16 protein-coding genes and 1 pseudogene are annotated in these 19,087 nt (G+C 59.6%); 8 read left to right on the plus strand and 9 right to left on the minus strand.

Annotated elements, in window-relative coordinates; translation table 11 throughout:
* Position 1 precedes the first annotated feature (1 nt).
* The 4 genes from ATY80_RS18460 to ATY80_RS18475 form a co-directional block, all read right to left on the minus strand.
* Entirely contained in the window at positions 2-850 is an 849-nt protein-coding gene (locus tag ATY80_RS18460; protein WP_088693799.1) for an ABC transporter ATP-binding protein, read from the minus strand.
* Entirely contained in the window at positions 843-1,754 is a 912-nt protein-coding gene (locus ATY80_RS18465; RefSeq protein ID WP_088693800.1) for an ABC transporter permease, read from the minus strand. The genes ATY80_RS18460 and ATY80_RS18465 overlap by 8 nt, the downstream gene beginning before the upstream one ends.
* Positions 1,755-1,758: 4 nt before the next feature.
* Positions 1,759-2,760, minus strand: coding sequence for an ABC transporter permease (locus ATY80_RS18470; RefSeq protein ID WP_245306896.1), 1,002 nt, complete (start codon positions 2,758-2,760; stop codon positions 1,759-1,761).
* An 85-nt stretch (positions 2,761-2,845) separates the two neighbouring features.
* Complete coding sequence (locus ATY80_RS18475) at positions 2,846-4,450, minus strand: ABC transporter substrate-binding protein (RefSeq protein ID WP_088694071.1); 1,605 nt, start codon at positions 4,448-4,450, stop codon at positions 2,846-2,848.
* A 121-nt stretch (positions 4,451-4,571) separates the two neighbouring features.
* On the opposite strand from ATY80_RS18475, the gene ATY80_RS18480 reads away from it, so the two are divergent.
* Genes ATY80_RS18480 through ATY80_RS18490 form a run of 3 tightly spaced genes read left to right on the plus strand, consistent with a single transcriptional unit; the run spans position 4,572 to position 7,350 of the window.
* Positions 4,572-5,282 (plus strand): GntR family transcriptional regulator, encoded by a 711-nt coding sequence (locus ATY80_RS18480; protein ID WP_088693802.1) that lies wholly within the window; start codon positions 4,572-4,574, stop codon positions 5,280-5,282.
* 8 nt (positions 5,283-5,290) lie between these two features.
* A complete protein-coding gene (locus tag ATY80_RS18485) occupies positions 5,291-6,199 on the plus strand; it encodes a dihydrodipicolinate synthase family protein (RefSeq protein ID WP_088693803.1) in 909 nt (302 codons plus the stop codon).
* An 11-nt stretch (positions 6,200-6,210) separates the two neighbouring features.
* Positions 6,211-7,350: a mandelate racemase/muconate lactonizing enzyme family protein gene (locus ATY80_RS18490; RefSeq protein WP_088693804.1), complete on the plus strand. Its 1,140-nt coding sequence runs from the start codon at positions 6,211-6,213 to the stop codon at positions 7,348-7,350.
* A gap of 186 nt (positions 7,351-7,536) precedes the next feature.
* On the opposite strand, the gene ATY80_RS18495 is transcribed toward ATY80_RS18490, so the two are convergent.
* Both ATY80_RS18495 and ATY80_RS18500 read right to left on the minus strand, forming a co-directional pair.
* Positions 7,537-8,589, minus strand: a complete 1,053-nt coding sequence (locus ATY80_RS18495; protein WP_088693805.1) for an S-adenosylmethionine:tRNA ribosyltransferase-isomerase — start codon at positions 8,587-8,589, stop codon at positions 7,537-7,539.
* On the minus strand, positions 8,586-9,305 hold the full coding sequence (locus ATY80_RS18500; RefSeq protein ID WP_088693806.1) for an SDR family NAD(P)-dependent oxidoreductase: 720 nt from the start codon (positions 9,303-9,305) through the stop codon (positions 8,586-8,588). Before ATY80_RS18500 ends, ATY80_RS18495 begins: the two co-directional genes overlap by 4 nt.
* 86 nt (positions 9,306-9,391) lie before the next feature.
* On the opposite strand from ATY80_RS18500, the gene soxR reads away from it, so the two are divergent.
* Positions 9,392-9,826 (plus strand): redox-sensitive transcriptional activator SoxR, encoded by a 435-nt coding sequence (gene soxR, locus ATY80_RS18505; RefSeq protein ID WP_088693807.1) that lies wholly within the window; start codon positions 9,392-9,394, stop codon positions 9,824-9,826.
* 308 nt (positions 9,827-10,134) lie between these two features.
* Here soxR and ATY80_RS18510 read toward each other — a convergent pair whose 3' ends face one another.
* Positions 10,135-10,590, minus strand: a complete 456-nt coding sequence (locus tag ATY80_RS18510) for a VOC family protein (protein ID WP_088694072.1) — start codon at positions 10,588-10,590, stop codon at positions 10,135-10,137.
* A 385-nt stretch (positions 10,591-10,975) separates the two neighbouring features.
* On the opposite strand from ATY80_RS18510, the gene ATY80_RS18515 reads away from it, so the two are divergent.
* A complete protein-coding gene (locus tag ATY80_RS18515; protein WP_088693808.1) occupies positions 10,976-13,120 on the plus strand; it encodes a hypothetical protein in 2,145 nt (714 codons plus the stop codon).
* Between the two features lie 21 nt (positions 13,121-13,141).
* On the opposite strand, the gene ugpC is transcribed toward ATY80_RS18515, so the two are convergent.
* A complete protein-coding gene (ugpC, locus tag ATY80_RS18520) occupies positions 13,142-14,290 on the minus strand; it encodes a sn-glycerol-3-phosphate ABC transporter ATP-binding protein UgpC (RefSeq protein ID WP_088693809.1) in 1,149 nt (382 codons plus the stop codon).
* 257 nt (positions 14,291-14,547) lie between these two features.
* Entirely contained in the window at positions 14,548-15,750 is a 1,203-nt protein-coding gene (locus tag ATY80_RS18525; protein ID WP_088693810.1) for an ROK family transcriptional regulator, read from the minus strand.
* Between the two features lie 155 nt (positions 15,751-15,905).
* Here ATY80_RS18525 and ATY80_RS18530 point away from each other — a divergent pair, with 155 nt between their 5' ends.
* From ATY80_RS18530 to ATY80_RS18540, 3 genes and pseudogenes are all read left to right on the plus strand, one after another.
* Complete coding sequence (locus ATY80_RS18530; protein WP_245306873.1) at positions 15,906-16,898, plus strand: ROK family protein; 993 nt, start codon at positions 15,906-15,908, stop codon at positions 16,896-16,898.
* Positions 16,895-18,664, plus strand: coding sequence for a GH116 family glycosyl hydrolase (locus tag ATY80_RS18535; RefSeq protein ID WP_088693811.1), 1,770 nt, complete (start codon positions 16,895-16,897; stop codon positions 18,662-18,664). The genes ATY80_RS18530 and ATY80_RS18535 overlap by 4 nt, the downstream gene beginning before the upstream one ends.
* Positions 18,622-19,011 (plus strand): annotated as a pseudogene (locus ATY80_RS18540) (IS481 family transposase); the annotation flags it as partial. The gene ATY80_RS18535 and the pseudogene ATY80_RS18540, both read left to right, overlap by 43 nt.
* Positions 19,012-19,087: the final 76 nt, after the last annotated feature.

A 19,087-nucleotide genomic window follows, 5' to 3' on the forward strand; every position in this document is an offset into this window, starting at 1 on the left:
GTCACGCCTCCGCCCAGCTTGCCTGACGCTGCAGTACTTCCAGACGATCCCGCGGATGATCAAGACTGGGCAGTGCCGCCAGAAGGCCGCGGGTGTAGGGATGCGTGGCCTCCTCAAGCCTTGCGGCTTCGAGTGTTTCGACGATCCGGCCCGCATACATGATGATGACGCGATCGCAGAAACTCTTCACGAGGTTGAGGTCGTGCGAGATGAAGATCAGGCCAATATCACGCTCGATGATCAGATCATCAAGGATAGACAGCACTTGCTGGCGCACGGTGACGTCGAGGGCCGAAGTCGGCTCGTCGGCGATGATCAGCGAGGGCGAGGAAATCAGCATCATCGAGATCATGATGCGCTGCCCCATGCCGCCCGAGACCTCATGCGGATAAAGATTGAAGACGCGCTGCGGATCGCGGATATTGACCCTGTCCAGCATGGCGAGCGAACGCTCGCGCGCCTGGCTCTTTCCGATCCGCTCATGCAGGATGACGGTTTCGGCGATCTGCTCGCCGACGGTCATCACCGGATTGAGCGAGTATTTCGGATCCTGCAGGATCATCGAAATACGGCTGCCGCGAATTGAGCGCATCTTAGCCTCGCTGGCAGCCAGAAGATCGATATCCTCGAAGCGCATCTCGTCGGCGACGACACGAGCGGTTTGCGGCTGCAGCCGCATGATCGCGCGTCCCGTCGTGCTTTTGCCCGACCCGGATTCGCCGATGATGCCCACTTTCTCGCGGCCGACATCGAAGCTGACATTCTTCACGGCGTTGACCACACCGGACAGCGTCGGAAACTGCACCGACATGTTCTTGACCGAAAGGATCGGTTTTGACTGTTCAGGCATTGCGGGGATCCATGATGTCGCGCAGTCCGTCGCCAAGCAGGTTGAAGGCGAGACTGACCAGAAGAATGGCGATGCCTGGAACCGTCGTCAGCCACCAGGCATCGAGGAGATACTGCCGGCCGGAAGCGGCCATGGCGCCCCATTCGGGCATGGGCGGTTGCGCGCCAAGCCCTAGGAAGCCAAGGCCGGCAGCCGTCAGGATGACGCTCGACATGTTGAGCGTCAGACGGATGATGATCGAAGGCGCGCAGAGTGGCACGATATGGCGAAACAGAATGCGTCCCATTCCCGCCCCCTGCAACTCGGCGGCGATGACAAAATCGGCAGCGCGGAAGGTCAGTGTTTCGGCGCGGGCCAAGCGCGCGATCGGCGGCCAGACGGTAAGCGCAATGGCGATGACCGCATTTTCGATCCCCGGACCGAGGCCGGCGGAAAAGGCAAGGGCCAGCACGAGACTGGGAAAAGACAGGAAGATATCGGTAATGCGCATCAGCACAACATCGATCCAGCCGCCGAGATAGCCGGCGGTCGCACCGATGGCAAAGCCGATCGGCGCCACGATGACAGTTACGAGAACGCTGATATAAAGCGTCGTGCGGGCGCCATAGACGAGGCGGGAGTAAACGTCGCGCCCAAATTCGTCAGTGCCGAACCAGTTGACCGACGACGGCGACTTCAGTGCCATCGTGAGATCCTGCAGGATTGGGTCGTGGTTAGCCAGGAGTGGCGCCAATCCCGCCACCAGCACCAATACCAGGACCACCAACAAGCCTGCGAAGGCCAGCGGATTGGCGATCAGGTTCAGCCAGAGGACATACGCCTTGTGAAGGCGCGCCTGGCGCATCGAGGAAAATTCCTCGTTGATCAACCAGTTGTGGAGATTGTCGAGATAGCGCGTCGCCATGGTGTCACCGGGTGCGCGGATCGAGGAACCGATAGGTCAGATCCGACAGAAGATTGATGGCAATCGAGATGATGCCGATGAGGAGTACGCTGCCGAGCACCGCGTTCATGTCGGCGAAAAACAACGCCGAGGTGAGGTACTGGCCAAGGCCCGGCCATGCAAAAACCGTCTCGATCAGAACGGTACCATCTAGTAGACCGCAATAGGCGAGCGCGATGATTGTCAGAAGCTGCACACGGATGTTGCGGAACGCATGGCGCCAGACGATCGCACGCTGATCGAGGCCCTTGGCCTTGGCGGTCAGCACATAGTCCTGGCGCAACTGCTCGAGCATGAAGCTGCGGCTCATGCGGCTGAGGTAGGCCATCGCGGCATAGCCGAGGATCAGTGCGGGCGCTGCGACATGCAGCAGCGCATCCCAGAATACCTCCCACTCGCCGGCGAGGATTGCGTCGACAAGGATGGAGTTCGTCGGCCCTTCGACAAGCCCTTCGTTATAGACATCGAGACGACCGCTGCCGGGAATGAGGCCGAACTTGGCGTAGAAGACGAGAATGACGATCGTGCCCAGCCAGAAGATCGGCGTCGAGTGGCCAAGCAGGCCGACGATGCGGGCAAGGTGATCGACCCACGTGCCCTTGCGAACCGCGGAGATGATACCGAGAGGGATACCGAGGCCGGCACCGATGATCGTCGCCAGCGTGGCGAGCTCCAGCGTTGCCGGGAATACGCGGGCAAGATCGCTGGCGACTGGATTTTTCGTCACATGCGACTGGCCGAAATCCAGATGCGCGACATCGCCGAGATAGGTGGCGAACTGTACATAGAGCGGCTGATCAAGCCCCATCTCCTTGTAGACGCGCTCATAGGTCTCGTGATCGGCCTGGTCACCGATAATGGCGATAACGGGATCGGCCGGCACCATGCGACCGACGACGAACGTGATCACGAGGAGGCCGAGCAGCGTTGTCAGGATGACGGCAAAGGATGCCGTCACCTTGCCCAGCGCGCCAAGCGCTGCGCTGGCGCCTGCTTTCGCGTTTCCATATGTCTGCGGGATACTCAACGTCATTCTCCTCGACGGGAAGAGCTTATTCGCCCTTCGAGACGGTGTCCCAGCGGGTGAGCCAGGTCGAATGACCGACATAGCCCTTGACTTCCTTGCGCACCGCTTTCGCATCGGTACGCTGGAAGGAGGTGATGAGAGCCGGCGAAGCGCCAAGGTAGGCCTTATTGATTTTGGCGTAGAGATCGGCGCGCTTCTGCTGGTCGGTTTCATGCGCGGCCGCCCTGACCATGTCCTGGATGTCCATTGGAACCTCCCAGGCGGAGCGCCAGGCGATCAGGCCCGAAAGCTTGGCATCGTCGGCATTGTTCGGGTTTGTCGCATAGGATGCTAGAACCGCATGTGGGTCGGGCAACCGTTCGCCGGTGCGCGCCGAAAATATCTCGAATTCGCGGTTGCGGAACTTGCCGATGTGATCGCCGCCCTGCAGATCAAGCTTGATGCCGGCCTTGGCCGCATTGGCCTGCAGCGACTGCGCCACTTCGTATTCCGGCGTGACTGGCGTTGCGTAATAGACCTTGGAGAAGCCGCTTGGATAGCCCGCTTCCGTCAGAAGTTGCTTGGCCTTGTCGATATCGAGCTTGTAGGGATTGTCGGCGCTGGCGGCGCCTGGCAGACCGCCGGGGATGATCGTCTGCTGCTTGATACCGTAATATTTCATCACCGTGTTGGCGAGACCGTCATAGTCGATGAGGTAACGGAAGGCCTCGCGGACTTTCGGGTTGGAGAGGATCTCGTCCTTCTGATTGAGCGCCAGATAATAGAAGCCGAAGCCCGGCGTCTTCTGGATGTCTGCCTTGCCACTGGCTTCGATCGCCGCCAGGTCGGTTGAAGAAAGACGCGTCGCGACATCGACGTCGCCGGCTTCCAGCTGGAGTCGCTGGCCGGACGATTCCGGCATATGGCGAAGAATCACCCGGCGCATTTTCGGTACGCCCTGCCAGTAATCCTTGAAGGCATCGGAAATCAGCAGGTCGTTGACGCGCCAGGTTCTCAGCGAATAGGGGCCGGATCCGGCATCATTGGTCTGAAGGTATTCACGGCCCATGTCGCCGTTCTTCTCATTTTCTGCGAGAAGCTTGCTGTCCAGGATCGAGGTCGAGAAGCTGGCAAGCGAGAACAGGATCAGGTTCGGGTTCCAGACCTCGGGCGTCTGCAGCACGACGGTCGCATTGTCCGTCGCCTTGATCAGTTCGTCGGCATTCTTGTCGGTGATGCCCCATTGGCGCAGATCGACCGATGGCGCGAGGCCGAGCTTCACCAGACGGCGAAGCGACCACTCGACATCCTTGGCCGTCAACTTGTTTCCGGAATGAAATGTGACACCGGAGCGGATCTTGAACGTGAATGTCTTGCCGTCATCCGACACAGTCCAGCTTTCGGCAATGCCCGGCTGCGGTTTGGCGATGTCTTCGGCGGAAAGCACGATCAGCCTCTCGTAGAGGTTGGCGACGATTTCCGCCGATTCCAGCTGGTTCAATTCATTTGGATCCAGGCCGCGCATCGAGGACATATTGGTGGCGATCACCAGCTGGTCCTTCGGAGTGGCCGCAGTTGCGGCAAGCGGCATCATCAGGCTTACGCCTACCAGCGCCGACGAGATCAACAGCGCGCGTCTGCGGATTGTCATTTCCATTCCCTCCCATGTCTGTGATCGCGTCAGAACGATTTTTCATATCGACATCGATCTGAAATCTGGTATATCAGATCTCACAAAATGATTTTGTCGTCAACGGGAGAATTTTCGACCTATGGGAAATCAGCTGGAGAGCGGCGCAGGCGACGACCGCATCGAAAAGATCGATCCCCGGTTCCTGACGACCCTTCGCGATCATGTTCACAAGACATTGCGGGCAGCGATCCTGTCCGGCCGCTTTCGCGCCGATGAGCGCGTCAACGAGCGCCAGCTCGCCGAGCAGCTCGGCGTTTCTACCACTCCGATTAAGGAGGCTCTCCGGCAACTCGAGACCGAAGGGCTTGTCGAGACCTTGCCGCGGCGCGGCGTGCTGATCCGTTTCAATGCCGGATGGGCGGAAGAAATGATCCTGGCGCGCGCTGCGCTGGAATCGATGATTGCCCATCTCGCCGCCAAGCGGATCACCAAGGATGAGGCATTGAAGCTCGGTGAGACGGTTGCATTGATGAACGCCGCCACGGAAAACGGCGGTGCGGACGACCTCATTGCACTAAACGAGACCTTTCACGAAAAGATCCATGTCGCTTCGCGGTGCCAGTATCTCTCGCGCATGATCGAGCGTCAGCAATTCTACGACGCGAGCATTCGTCGCGTCATCCATTCTGACACCAAGGAACGCGACAAGGCTCTCGCCGAACACACCGCCATCGCCGCCGCCATCGTCTCAAACGACAGCGACCGGGCCGAACGGATGATGCGCGATCATGTCGTGCGCTCCGGCGAAACTTACCTCAGCATCGTATTCAGGAAAAAAGAGGACATTTGACCGTGACAATGGACAGAATTCGCAAGGCGCTGACCGGGATTTCCGGCGTGCCCGTAACCCCCTACAAGGCGGATGGCAGCATCGATCTTGCAAAGCTTTCCGCATTGATCGCCGGCCTCGCCAATTCCGGGGTCCACAATCTCATGGCAGCCGGCAATACGGGCGAATTCTTCACCCTGACGATGGACGAGATTAAGGCAGTTCATGCGGCCACGATCAAGGCTGCAGATGGCAAGTCGCTGATCAGTGCGGCCGTCGGTCGGTCGTTGACGGAAGCCAAGGCACTCGCCCGTCACGCGATTGCCGAGGGCAGCGACGCGATCATGGGTCACCATCCTATGGATCCCTTTGCCGGGCCGAGTTACCAGGCGAAATACTTTCTCGAGCTCGCCGAGACGTCGACGGTACCAGTGATTGCCTATGTACGCAGCGATACGTTCTCGGTCGCCGACTTCCGTAAACTTGCCCTGCATCAAAACATTGCCGGGATCAAGTTCGCTTCCGGTAACCTGATGCTGCTTGCCGAGGTGATCCGCTGCACGAAGGATGCGCCGGCGATCTGGGTCTGCGGTCTTGCCGAGGGCTGGGCGCCAGCCTTTTACGCCATGGGGGCGCGCGGCTTCACCTCAGGCCTTGTCAATGTCTTCCCCGAGCGCTCGCATGCCATTCATCGGGCTCTGGAGGCTGGCAACTACGCGGCAGCACGCGCACTGATCGATGACATTGCCGGTTTCGAAGCGCTGCGCACCAAATATCTCAACGGCGCCAATGTCACGGTCGTCAAGGAGGCGCTTGGCATGCTGGGAACCGATGTTGGCCCGGTGCGTCTGCCTGGTGTCGAAAGCCTGACCGAGGCGGAGCGTTCCGAGCTGCGCGGCATCGTCGACAATGTCAGGACCAAGAGCCGCGCCGCCTGAGGAAGAAATTCATGCAGATAACCGGCTTCAAAACCTATATGCAGCGCGTCGACGACCGTCCGCGCCTGCTTTTGAAAATCGAAACGAGCGAAGGTATCTCCGGTTGGGGCGAATGCTACAATCATGGCCCCGACTGGGCCCTGCCACCGCTTTTCGATTACCTCTTCCACCAGATTGCGGGCGAAGATCCTCGCCGCGTGGAATTCCTGGTGCTCAAACTCAATCAGCAATGCCGATTTCCGCCTGGTGCGCTGGGACTTGCGGCGATTTCTGCGATCGATCACGCGCTTTGGGACATAGCCGGCAAGGCGGCCGGCCTTCCCGTCTACATGCTTCTCGGCGGCAATGTTCGCGATCGGGTACGCGTCTATTGCGGCGTCTATACCGCCCCTGATCCCCAGGCCGCACAGGACCAAACCCTCGAACTCAACGAGATGTACGGCTACACGGCGTTCAAGCTCAGCCCCTATCGCCGCGATCTGCATGCGGGCCGCTGGGGCGAGCTTGTGAAGGAAACCGGCGATTGGTTCGCAAGGATCCGCGAGATTACCCCGTCGCATTTCGAGTTTGCCTTCGATGCCCATGCAAAGATCTTCGAACCCTATCAAGCAGTGCAGCTTGCTGCGGCCATCGCGCCGAACGATCCGCTCTTCTACGAAGAGCCGATCCGGCCGGAGCATATTCCGGCATGGGCGGAGCTGAAATCAAAAATCACCGTTCCACTGGCGACGGGGGAATCTCTCTATAACCGCTTCGAATTCCTGTCACTGCTGTCTGCCCGTGGCGCCGATATCATCCAGCCCGACATCTGCGTCGTCGGTGGGATCACGGAAATGCGCAGGATCGCGGCAATCGCCGAAGCCCACTATGTAACGGTTGCGCCGCATAATCCGATGGGGCCGCTTGCGACAGCCGTCAACGTCCACTTCTGCGCCGCACAGCCGAATTTCAAGATCCTGGAATTCAAGCCGCATGTGCATGCACCCTGGGCTGCCGATCCCTACATGCCCGTCGACGGCCACATGGAGTTGCGGCCCGACCGCCCGGGCTGGGGGCTGGAAATCGATGAGAAGGCACTCAAGACGCAGGACTACATTCACTGGGAACGGAAAGTCACCCGCAAGCCAGATGGTGCAACAGCATATCCGTAATCCACCGACGCCCATGCTTTCGCGGAACTTGGACCATTTAGCACGGCATTCAGCCGAAATGACCGGCTGCATCGATTGGATGCGTGTGCAGGGCTGCCGCTCGGTCGATTGGTGACCGGCGCGGCACTGCCACCGCTACTTGTCTCGCATCGGCGGGATTCTTTTGAGCGACATCGGGCGAAAAGCTCACAACTGGCCGGCTTGAACGGATGCGAAACGCTGGCGATTGACCAGCATGGAATCGCCGAACTCATGCGCGCGGTAGCGGTTCGCGGCGAGGATTGTGGAGGCCCTGGCAAGGAGAGCATCGTCGACGAATGCACGCAGGAGCTCGAAATGGCTTTCGCCGGGCTGGTGGATGCCTGTGACAATCGCATCGGCGACGCGAAGCGGCGTGTCGCGCCCGATCCGGCCCGTCGCAATACCATTTCCAGCACGCACGCTGCCATCGGGATTGGCGGCTGCCTCAAGCGCACGCACGACGCTCGTTCCGACCGCGATGATGCGGCTGCCACAAAGCTTTGCCCGCGCGACCTCTGCCGCGGCATGCTCAGGGATGCGATACGGCTCATCGAAGGGAAGGTTCAAATCGAGCACCGGATCGCCGGTGGAAGAAACGCCTGCGGCATGTGTGAGTGTTACGAAACCAACGGCGCGCCGATGAAAGGCTTGAAGCGTGCGCCAGTCGAGTGCGAATCCCGCCGATGGCGCTTCGAACGCGCATGGTCGGGCGGCAATCTTCGTCCAAATATCCCACGGTGCCAATGGTTCGGGAACATGGGTGTATTGGATCGGCCGACCGTATCGCGCCAATTTTGCTAACACCGCTGCGCGGCTGCCTCGGAAGCGCAGTTCAAGAAGGCGCGGATGGCGGACAAGGCCCTCTATAACGGCTTCGAGCGGGCCGAGCCTGAGACGATCTCCTGCTGACAACGGAGGTGGCGGTAGGCGGTCTTCCGTACGTGTGCGGTGATCGCCCGAGCCGAAAGCAATTGCTAGGAAGCGGGTAGGATCGAAAGGTGACAGCCAGCCTGCCAGCCGGATCTCTATTGCCTCGTCGCTGGGCAGATGCCTCCCGTGCAGGCTCGCAGGCAAGGTCGCGGCGTCATTGGCCACCACGAGATCACCAGGGTCAAATAACGTCTCGAGATCAGCACGGGCCAAGTCGCGCATCCCGCCGTCCGCCTGGACGACGAACAGCCTGGCGGAGCGCCGATCGTAACCGTCGTCGGAAATCATGCCTGTTCTCCGTCGAGAAGCCTTGCGCCTACCGGCACGTCGAGCATCTTTTCGATGATCTCGGTGGCGGCCAGCTCGGGCTTTTTCAAGGTCGACGGATCGGCGTCAGGAAGCGCCAGCGCATGCAACGGGGTATCCATATCTCCTGGGTCGAGCGCTAGGAACCTTACGCCGTGGGCTTTTGCCTCCTCGTCCCAAATCGCCGTCAGGTGGGCGAGAGCGGCCTTGCTTGCCCCATAGGCGCCCCAGCCGGGATAGGCATTGACCGCCGCATCGCTTGAGATGTTGATCACGAGGGCGCCGTGGCCTTCGCGTGCGGACGCGGCTAGCGCACCGAAAAGCGCTTTCGTCAGCCGGAACGCGCCGACGAGGTTGACCGCAAGCGCCGCTTCCAGCTCCTCGCACTCGGTATCGGCAAGAAGCGCCAGAGGAGCAGGACCAAGGCTCGACGCATTGTTGATCAGGACGTCGACCCCGCCAAGAATGGCCGCAATCTGCATCGCTACCGGGTAGATGTCCTCCTTCTTGCCGACGTCGCCAACAATCCCGTGTGCGCCCGTTTTGTCAGCGACGCGTTCGATGTTCGCAGCGGTTCGAGCGACGAAGGCGACGCACGCGCCACTTGCGGTGAGCTGTCGCACGAGCGCCAGTCCTAGGCCAGACGTGCCACCGGTGACCGCCACGCGAAGTCCCTGAAGATCGATATTCTTGTGCATCGTCGCTGCTCCTTCAGTCGGGAAAGAGCCATTGCTACAAGTTCAAGTTAACTTGAAGTCAAGAGGAATTCGTGCTTTCCTGATGCATGGATTCGATGCTGACCATAAGCGATGTGTCGCGACGCGCCGGCGTCGCCTCGTCAGCCTTGCGTTTCTACGAGGAGCGCGGGCTGATCGCGTCCGAACGGGCCGGGTCGGGGCACAGGCGCTTTCACCGGTCCGTGTTGCGCCGGATCGCATTCATTGTCTTTGCGCAGCGCATTGGTTTGACGCTTGAGGAGATCGGCGCCGAACTCGGCAAGCTGCCGGTTGATCGCCTGCCATCACGTCGGGATTGGTCGAGGTTGTCAGGTGCGTGGGCAAAGCGCATAGACGAGCGCATCGCCGAGTTGCAGCGACTGCGCTCCGGGCTTACCGAGTGCATCGGTTGCGGTTGCTTGTCGATCGACCGGTGTAGTCTGGCAAATCCTGCTGATGTGGCAGGGCGCAGAGGGCCCGGACCGAGATATTGGCTTGGGTGAATGGGGCATCGACGACACGGGTGCCACTCGCATGACTGAGCAACTACCAACGGGTATCACGAATGCAGGCAGGCCTGGAGGTTGCCTGCCTGGCGAATGTTGTTCTGTCAGGGGCAGGTGGCAAAAGCGGGACGCTTATGGCCCGTCTACTGAACCATTATAGCGCAAAGAGATGAGAAGGACGACCAAACGGAGCCAATTGCAAACCCCAACGCGAATCATGGGCGGCGTTCTTGGTAGGAGTGTTCTAAATGACTTTATGCAGCTGGCGGCTTACGATTTATGAAACCTGCGGGTAGATGCATGGATCATTCGCTCCCACCGGTCCTGCTAACGGTGATTAGACTCCGCCAACTATGTTCCGATTCCAGATCCCGGGGGCGATACGCGGCTGTATTTGGTTCAAACAGTTCAATCAAATTCCGCGACGGATCTTCCAGCAATATCTGCTTCTGACCGACGCCCTGGATGGCTTCGTTGCGGAAGCGGCAGCCCGCCGACTTCAGCTCTTCGACCACTTTGTCCAAGTTCCCGACGGTGAGGTGAATGCGGTTCCAGCCGCCCGGCACCTGCTGTTCTCCCGAGGGCATGGAAGCGCCGCCGCCCCTTGGACCTGGCTGACTGAAATAAAGATGCATGTCGCCGTGTGAAATTTCTGCGAACGACGGCGCAGGATGCATTTCGAACTTAAAACCCAAATGTTTGATGTAGAAATCAATCGCGGCAGCGACATCCTCGACGATGTATCGGAAGCATGCGGCCATGATCTGCGCCTGCGCCGTTGTTGTCGCTTTCAGCTTACGTCTCAACGGAAAAATCGCAAGCAGGCAGCCAGCTGGCAACCAGGTGCAACCCCAGCGAGGCGGCTTTCTCGCGCTTGAGAGGAATTTTCACCACGAATCGCGCGGGAGCTCGACGAGCCGTCGTGCCGGCGTTTGATCTTGCGCGTTCGGTCGCCAATTCGCCGCTTGCGATCCCGCATTGCGTGTAGCGGCCTCAATTCCCTTTAACCGGCATTTTGCAACAAGACCGATATAAGCGCAGGTCGCTCTCGTGAAACTTGCAAAGCGCGCGCCACCTCGTTAGTCAGGGCAACGAACCGTTGTCAATTTTGATGGTGAAAGGACGAAAACCGTGCGGCAGTCGCAAATGAGGACCGGCAGTGTTGGTCGCAAAACGTTTTGGTCCATTGCGGCGGTGATCGCGCTGACGCTTGTTGGGGTGACCGCCGGCAAGTTCATGCTCGAAAAGGCGGTCGACAGCTTCCTTGTCGCGCGCGGCGGCAAGGCGAGCTCGGTCGAAGCGGACCTTCTCGGACGCATTCACATGCGTGACGTTACGCTTCCGACGGCCAGCGGCGGCAATGTCCGCGTCGCGGCGATCGATGGCAGGCCAACGCTCTTGTTTCTGAAAGGCAAGCTCGAGGTGAAAGGTCTTGAGCTCGACATGGCAATGGGCAAGCTGTCGGTGCCGCAAGCAAGCGTCGAGGAACCCGATTTTATCGCTGCCGCTCTGATCGAGAGCGGCGGTCAAACCAACCTCACGCTGCTCAAGCGCATTGAACGGTTTGCCGCAAAGCGTGTCATGGCGCCGGAGGTTGCGGTCAGCCAGCTCGCCGCCGGTTCCGAACAAAAGACAGTCTACAAGGATGTTGCTTTGGAAGACATCGCCGGCGGTCGCGTCGCGCGTTATTCCGCCAGTGGGGCGAGCTTCAAGTTTGCGCTGGATCTTCCGGACGGCGAGGGCGCAACGAAGCGGGAGGAGATGAACGGTTCGATGGGCGCCGTCACCGGAAAGGATTTTGACGCAGCCTATCTCGTTCGGATGTACGTAGAAAAGGCCGGTCCCGACAACCGGGAGCCTCAACCGCTCTATGGCCCGATGTCCGTCAGGAACATTAGCTTTTCGGACAACAAGTCGCGCTTCAGTTACGACGAGGTGCGTAGCAACGGCTTGAGTGTTCGCATGCCGAACGAGCCACTTCTTGAAACGCTTCAGAAACTGCAATCGGCCAATCCCGAGGCACTGCCGCCGGGCGAACGCCAGGCATTTTTCAAACGTGTCCTGTCGCTTGCTGATATCATTGGCAAGGCCGACATCGAGATGCTCGGTCTCAAGATGGAAGTCCCCGAAAAGATCAATGGTGGCGACGGCAAGGCGGTCAAACTGACCGTCGACAAGATGGCATTCCAGCTTGACGGCCGTACCTTCGACGGCGCCTTGCACGGCGTTTTTATGGGCGAAGGTGCCGATTACGCCAGGTTCTCAGAGGCGAGCATCAAGGGTTTCTCCTGGGATCCGACGATGGAGGCGCTGACGAAGATGGCTGGATTGGACGAAGATCAGATCGAGAATTTTCCTTTCGCGACGCTCATGCCAAGTTTCGGAACGATCCGGGTGGCGGGGCTGGACGTCGACATGCCTGGGTCGGAAGCGGCAAGTGCGTTGAACAGCGAAATCGGCGAGGACGAACAAAGCGCAAACGGCAGCGAGACGGATCCATCTTTAAGCACCGGACCGTCGCCGGACGCGGGTTTGACGAACGAAGCCGACAACCAGGACGCTCCGTTGAGCGAGGCACAAGTCGACCAGGCGACCCTTCCCGCCGTTCCAGAACGTATCCGGTTCACGCTCGACAATTACGAGCTCGCATTGGGCAAGCCTTACAACGGCATCCCGACCGATATTCGCATCAGCTATCGGGACCTCAGCGTGCCGATCCCCTCCGACACCAAGGACGAGGGCTCCGAGGCGCTGCGCAAACTTGGCTTTGACAAGCTCGTCCTTTCCTCCAACGTAGAACTGGCTTGGGATGAGCCGAACGAGAACCTCCTCGTCAAGGAGATTTCATTGAGCGGTAAGGACCTGGGCGGCTTTTCCTTCTCTGGGCGTATGGGCGGTGCGACGAAGGACTTTTTCTCCGGCGACATGACTGCTGTGCAGATGGCCCTGTTCGGCCTGACGGCAAGGGAAGCCAAACTCAAGATCGAGGACAAGGGAATCGTGGCCAAGGGCATCAAGCTCTATGCCGATGAGAACAGCATGACGGAAGACAGCGTGCGCGGCATCCTTGTCCTGATGGTGACTGCCGGCTTGCAGCAATTTGCATCTACCGAGCCGAAGCTGCAGGAGGCTGCGACCGCACTTTCGCAGTTCATCACCAAGCCCGGAACCTTCACTCTGACGGTCAGGGCCAAGGACGCAGCTGGCATCGGAGCGCTCGAGCTGGCCGGGGCCACGGAGAACCCCGCACTTCTCCTCGACAAGGTCGATCTCGAAGCGACCGCACAATAAGGTCAACTGGCCGGTGAGGCTCTATGCTCTGGCGTCAATGGCCTTGACGAGATTCTCCGCGACGAGTGGCAATTTCGCAAAGGAGCTGCCGGTTTCGGCTCGAAACAGATGAAAGCGCGCGGGTTCGACGATAAGGCCAAGCGATGACTGGTCTTTGACCGAGACGTGATCCGGCAGATGGACGATCGTTGCCGTCCGGCTACCCTCGACCACTCCATATATATAGGTGTCGGTGCCGATGCTTTCTGCATAATCGACGTCCAGCCGGATCGGATACCCGTTTGTGCCGTTGCCTTTACCCAGTTCGAAATGACTGGGCCGTACACCAAGGATCACAGCCTCGCCGACAGCCGCCTCCCCGAGCTCGACTGGAATTTTCAGACGGCCGAAGCCCGGCACATCGACGGCGACATGACCCGGACCCGCGTCGGCAAGCGTTCCGTCGAAAAAATTCATCTGAGGTGAGCCGATGAAACCTGCGACGAACTTGTTGGCCGGAGCTTCGAAGAGCTCCAGCGGAGTGCCGACCTGCTCGACCCGTCCGGCATTGAGGACAACGATGCGATCCGCCATGGTCATCGCTTCGATCTGATCGTGTGTGACATAGATCATTGTCGCGCCGAGCCGTTTATGAAGACGGCTGATCTCCCCTCGGGTCTGAACGCGAAGCGCGGCATCCAGGTTGGACAGCGGCTCGTCAAAAAGAAACAACTTGGGGTTCCTGACGATCGCTCGGCCGATCGCCACCCGCTGCCGCTGGCCGCCTGAGAGTTGCTTCGGCCGTCGGTCCAGAAGCGGCTCGATTGCCAGCATTCTTGCCGCTTCGATCACGCGTTGGTCGATCTCGCTCCGGCTCATCTTTAGGTTCTCGAGACCGAAGGAAAGATTCTTCGCAACGGTCATATGCGGGTACAGCGCATAGGATTGAAAAACCATCGCGATGCCGCGATCACCAGGTGATGCGACCGTCACATCGCTGTCACCGATGATGACTTGGCCGGCGGTCACGCCCTCGAGCCCGGCAATGAGGCGAAGCAACGTCGACTTACCGCAACCGGAAGGGCCGACAAGGACGACGAATTCGCCCTCGCCGACATCGAGATCCACACCGTGAAGGATCGCGTGATGGCCGAAGCTTTTCTTGACGTCCTTCAACTTGAGACCGGCCATGTATCCATTCCTTGTCCTGCATCTGGGCAACCACGGGCGCACCGAGCGCTCAAATGCCGTTCCTTTTTGTCGAGCGCAGTTTGCGTGGAAGCAATTAGTTCGTCAAGATGACGAACGTAATTTTCTATGGCGCGGGTCGGACCCGTCCATCCTCTGCGGACAGGATTTTCTCCGGCGCCGGCACTGGCAAAGTCATTAAGAAGATTGCTACCGGCACCGAGAGCGGCTTTGACGAGCACGTATCGCGAGCTAGACAGTCACAGCGGCGGCGGCGGGAGACGCCGCTGCTCCGGCAAGGTCTGCGGCGAAAAGAGCAGATTGTGGACATGGTTCAGACCAATCGCCAACGCCCCCAGGAGTGTCGCCTTGCCACCTAGCACACTGGCCTTGACGTCGATTGCGCGGCGGCTGGCCTTTGCAATGCCTTGGCGAACACGTTCGGCGATCAGCGGATGGCGCCCGATACTACCGCCGAGAACGACGGTCTTCGGATCGACGATCGCGTTCACTGAAACGACGAGGAGCGCAGCGATGTCAGATATTTTGCCGATGACATCGACAGCGATCGGGTCGTCATTTTCGGCAAGCGCCAGGATGTCGCGAACCGATGTATCCTTTGCGCCCCCTGTGCGGGCATAGAGCTCGCTGATCCCTTGGGCGGCGATCGCGCACTCCAAGGCGCCGCGCTCAAGGCTGTCCTCGGCGTATGGATCTGCTCCGAACGGCATGTAGGAAATTTCGCCGGCCGCCCCGCTTGCGCCGCGCATCAGCTTTCCATCCTGCAGCACACCCAGCCCGATACCTGTTCCCAGTGAAATGAACGCCACGGAATCGATTGCGGTTGCGCATCCCTGCCAGGACTCGCCGATGACGGCTGCGTTGACATCGTTTTCAAGGACGACAGGACAGCCAAGCCTGTCACTTAGCGTCCTGCCGATATCGATCCCTTCGATATCGACCAGATTTGGCGCCATGGAGAGAGCGCCGGTAGTCGGATCGACGACGCCCGGCGTCGCGATTGCCGTTACAAGCACCCGTTCTCGGGCGATACCCATGTCGCCAAGCGTTTTCGCCAGCATCGCGTCCACCTGATCGATCAGGTGGTAACCGCCGCGGCGGTCGGAGGGATAATCGATTTCACCGACGATGCTTCCGACAATATTGCCGAGCACGATACGTGTCGTCGTCGCGCCCATGTCGATTCCGACAGCATATCCGGCCTCGCCATTGACCTCATAGGTAATGGCGGTTCGGCCGATGCGCCCGCTTGTGACGCCCTTTTCTCGAACCCACCCGGCTTCTTCCAGCGTCCGGATGACCTCAGACATCGTCTGCTTCGAGAGGCCCGTAATCTTGGAGAGCTCCGCTCGCGACGTGGGGCCTGCGTGAAGCAGAACATCCATGACGGCGCGGACCGAGATCTGCCGCAATACGGGAGGCGCGTTTTCGGTTAGTGCCATGGTCGAGCCATCCCGCCAGATCCGTCTTTATCATTGTATCGGTGATTTGCTTCTTCCATGAAAGCTCGCCGATTTCAAACTGCTTGTTGACAGTCTTCTGACGTACCCATAATAAATTCGTCAACCTGCCGAACAAATATCGCAGAGGACTGAGTTTGTCAAACATTTCAACCATTGCGTCTGGCTTGCGACAGGCACATCACGCCCATCGGGCCGACGGCGCGGGCATCGTTGCGGGCGTCGATCTCGGCGGGACGAAGGTGCTTGTCGGCCTCGCCAATCTTGAAGGCCGGATTTTGGCAAAGGCCCAAGAACCGACCGAACATGGCTCTGATGCACCGGTATTGAGGCAAATTCCTCGGATGATAACGTCCCTATTGCAACAGCATCGGGACCTTGGGCCTCTGCTGAAGGCAGTGGTCGGCGTACCGAGCGCCGTTTCCCCGTTGACAGGGCTGGCTTCACTTTCTCCGCATCTGGCAATCCCCGCGGATCGGCCACTTGCCGGGCTTCTTGGGAGGGCCCTGCCCTGCCCTGTCATGGTCGAGAACGATGTTAACCTGGCAGCTTACGCCGAGGCCACGCTTGGCAAGGGCCGCAATAGGGATTCTCTCGCATTCATTGCCTTTGGAACCGGTGTCGGAATGGGGCTTGTTGTCGGTGGCATGCTTTTCCGTGGTCGACATGGGCGGGCGGGGGAACTTGGCTTGCTGCCACTTGGTGCCAATCCGCATCAAACAGCACCGCAGGCCCGCGCTGGCCTCTTTGAGGACCAGGTCGATTCACCGGCAGTGCGCAATCTCTATGGCGACGGCACCGTGTCGGTGGCCGAGATCTTCGCTCGCGCCGCAACCGGAGAGGCTCAAGCTGCCGCAGTCATAGAGACCCTCGCGAGATCGGCTTCGGTTGGCATAGCTTCCGTGCAAGCTCTCCTCGATCCCGCGGTCGTCGTGCTGGGAGGCGGCATTGGCTCGCGGCTTGAATTTGTCAGCGCGGTGACACGGCACCTATCGGTTCTGCTGCCATTTGCGACACAGATAGAGGCAACTGGCATTGGTCCAGAAGCCGGCATGCTTGGCGCTCTCATGCTTGGTCTCAACGATCCCGCAAGCAGTGACAATCTTGAACAACGGGAGGCGCTCCAATGAGCGAGCCACAAGCAAACCCACAGGTTCTGACACCGCTCGTCGATGGACAGCTTCGTTCAACGGAAGCGTTGCTCGTTCCCTTCATGGCTCCGCGCCTGCAGGGCGACTGCCGGCCGACGGGCAAGCTCGAGCTTTCGCTATGGGGCTCCGGCAAACTGGCAAATCTGACATTTACCGGATGGAACGCCCCGTTTACCTATGCCCCGAACCGCATTGAAGCGGATGGTGGTGGGCTCTATGTGGCCCAATCGGCGCCAGCAGTTTTCCTGAAGGGCGCAAGGCTCAGGACCTTTATTCCCACCAGGCGCTGCGCCTGGTGGGGCAGCGTGGCGAAACGCGAACCGGTGGAGCGGCAGGGCAATCGCCGCATTGCCCGCACCGGGTGGGGTGTTGCAATCGCCGAGGAGAGATCGAGCGGGATATTCGTGACCGCCGGCGCGACGATCGAAGAAGCCGAGACGGCTCTCAAGCTGGACGAGACACAACTGATCTCCGAGGCGCACGCCTATGTGGGGCGCTGTGATGCAATGCCGGAGGCGGATCCTTTGATGCGCAGCATGATCTCGCAGAGCCTGCATGCGGCCCTGTCCAGCATACGGCGGGACGAGCATGGCGCCTTTGCCGGCCTTGCGGCCGGCCAGGCCTATAGCGCGCCGGCTCGTACATACTATCGTGACGGCTATTGGACACTCCAGGCGCTTCTCAGCCTGGAGCCCGAGGCGGTCCGCGCTCAGATCGATCTTCTCGCACGGGGCGTCCAGCCGAACGGAGAAGCGCCGAGCGGCGTCATCCTGACGGGCAAAGGACAGGCTGAAGCATGGGAGAAGGTGCGGCAAACGCATCCAAGGATCAAAGAGGAGCACCTTCGGCCCGGAGATTGGTGGAGCGATCACTTCGACAGTCCGCTCTTCTTTATCCTGACGATCGGAGACTATATCAGGGCAACCGGTGACCGTGCCCCCCTTTCTCTCTATTGGGACAAGGTGGTGACCATCTTCAATCGCTATTGCGGCTTTGACGGGGCATCAAATGGCTTGCCGATGAAGCCACGGCACGACCGCGACTGGGCCGATAACGTCTACCGCCATGGCTACGTTGCCTATGACCTCGGCTTGTGGATCGGCGCGCTCGACGTCATTGCCCAGCATGGCTCGTCGCTTGATCAGGCAGTTGCATCAAGTGCGGCTGCCAAGGCACAACAGGCGCGCGCTTCGTTGGACGAGGCGCTGTTACAGCCGAGCGGCACCTACGCAGACTACGGAACAAAGTCGGATTTCGTCGAGGATCACCTGACGCTTGACAGCTTGACGCTGCTTCGTTTCAAAGCAGTCTCCGTTGAGAGAGCAAGGAGCGTGCTCACCCGCGTCCGGGAGACCCTGGAAAGCCGCAACAACAGCCAACAGCCCTACGGCGACTGGGGCGTTCTTTGCGCCTTCCCTCCATTCAAGCGTGCGAAAGATACCCGTGAGAAGTCCTATTTCGCCTACCGCTACCATAATGGTTCGGATTGGCCCTATCTTTCGGGCCTTTATGCGGAGCAACTGCTAAACTATGGCATGGATGGCGCGGACTACCCGCTTTTGCGCTGGTGGAAGACCTGCCTCGAGGAGGGCTGGGTGGGCGCTGTCGAATATTTCTCACCTCCCTGGGGGCGCGGCTCGCTGCTTCAGGGATGGAGCAGCATGCCGGCAGCTGTAGCACTTTCCTGCAAGGACAAATTGCCTTCATCGATCCGACCGGTGATGGCTGGACACCAGAAGATATAAAGATCATGCGCCGGGACAACGCGCCCTTTCGCTACCATTCGTTCGAACTGGCATGTGCTGATCTCGATATCGAGCATCGCCTGACGAAGCCACCGCATCCATGGACCAATGGTCAGGTGGAACGGATGGTTCCCATCATCAAGGACACGACGGTAGAGCTTTCAAACGAGGACGACGATCAGCGACGCAGGTATATGACCGACTTTATTGACGCCTGCAACTTTGGCCCTCGGCTGAAACCGCGGCGGGGTCGAACACCAGACGAATTCGTCTGCAAAATCTGGACAACAAAGCCGCAAGGATCCACAATCGATCCCATCCGTCAAATGTGGGGACTAGACATTTAGGTTTCCCCGACTGGCCGCCCCCAGGGGCGGCTTTTTTTGTCGGAGTGTCACGGTCAAAAAGCCGCCTTGAGGACGG

This window comes from Rhizobium sp. R711 (assembly GCF_002211365.1).
Lineage (GTDB): Bacteria > Pseudomonadota > Alphaproteobacteria > Rhizobiales > Rhizobiaceae > Rhizobium.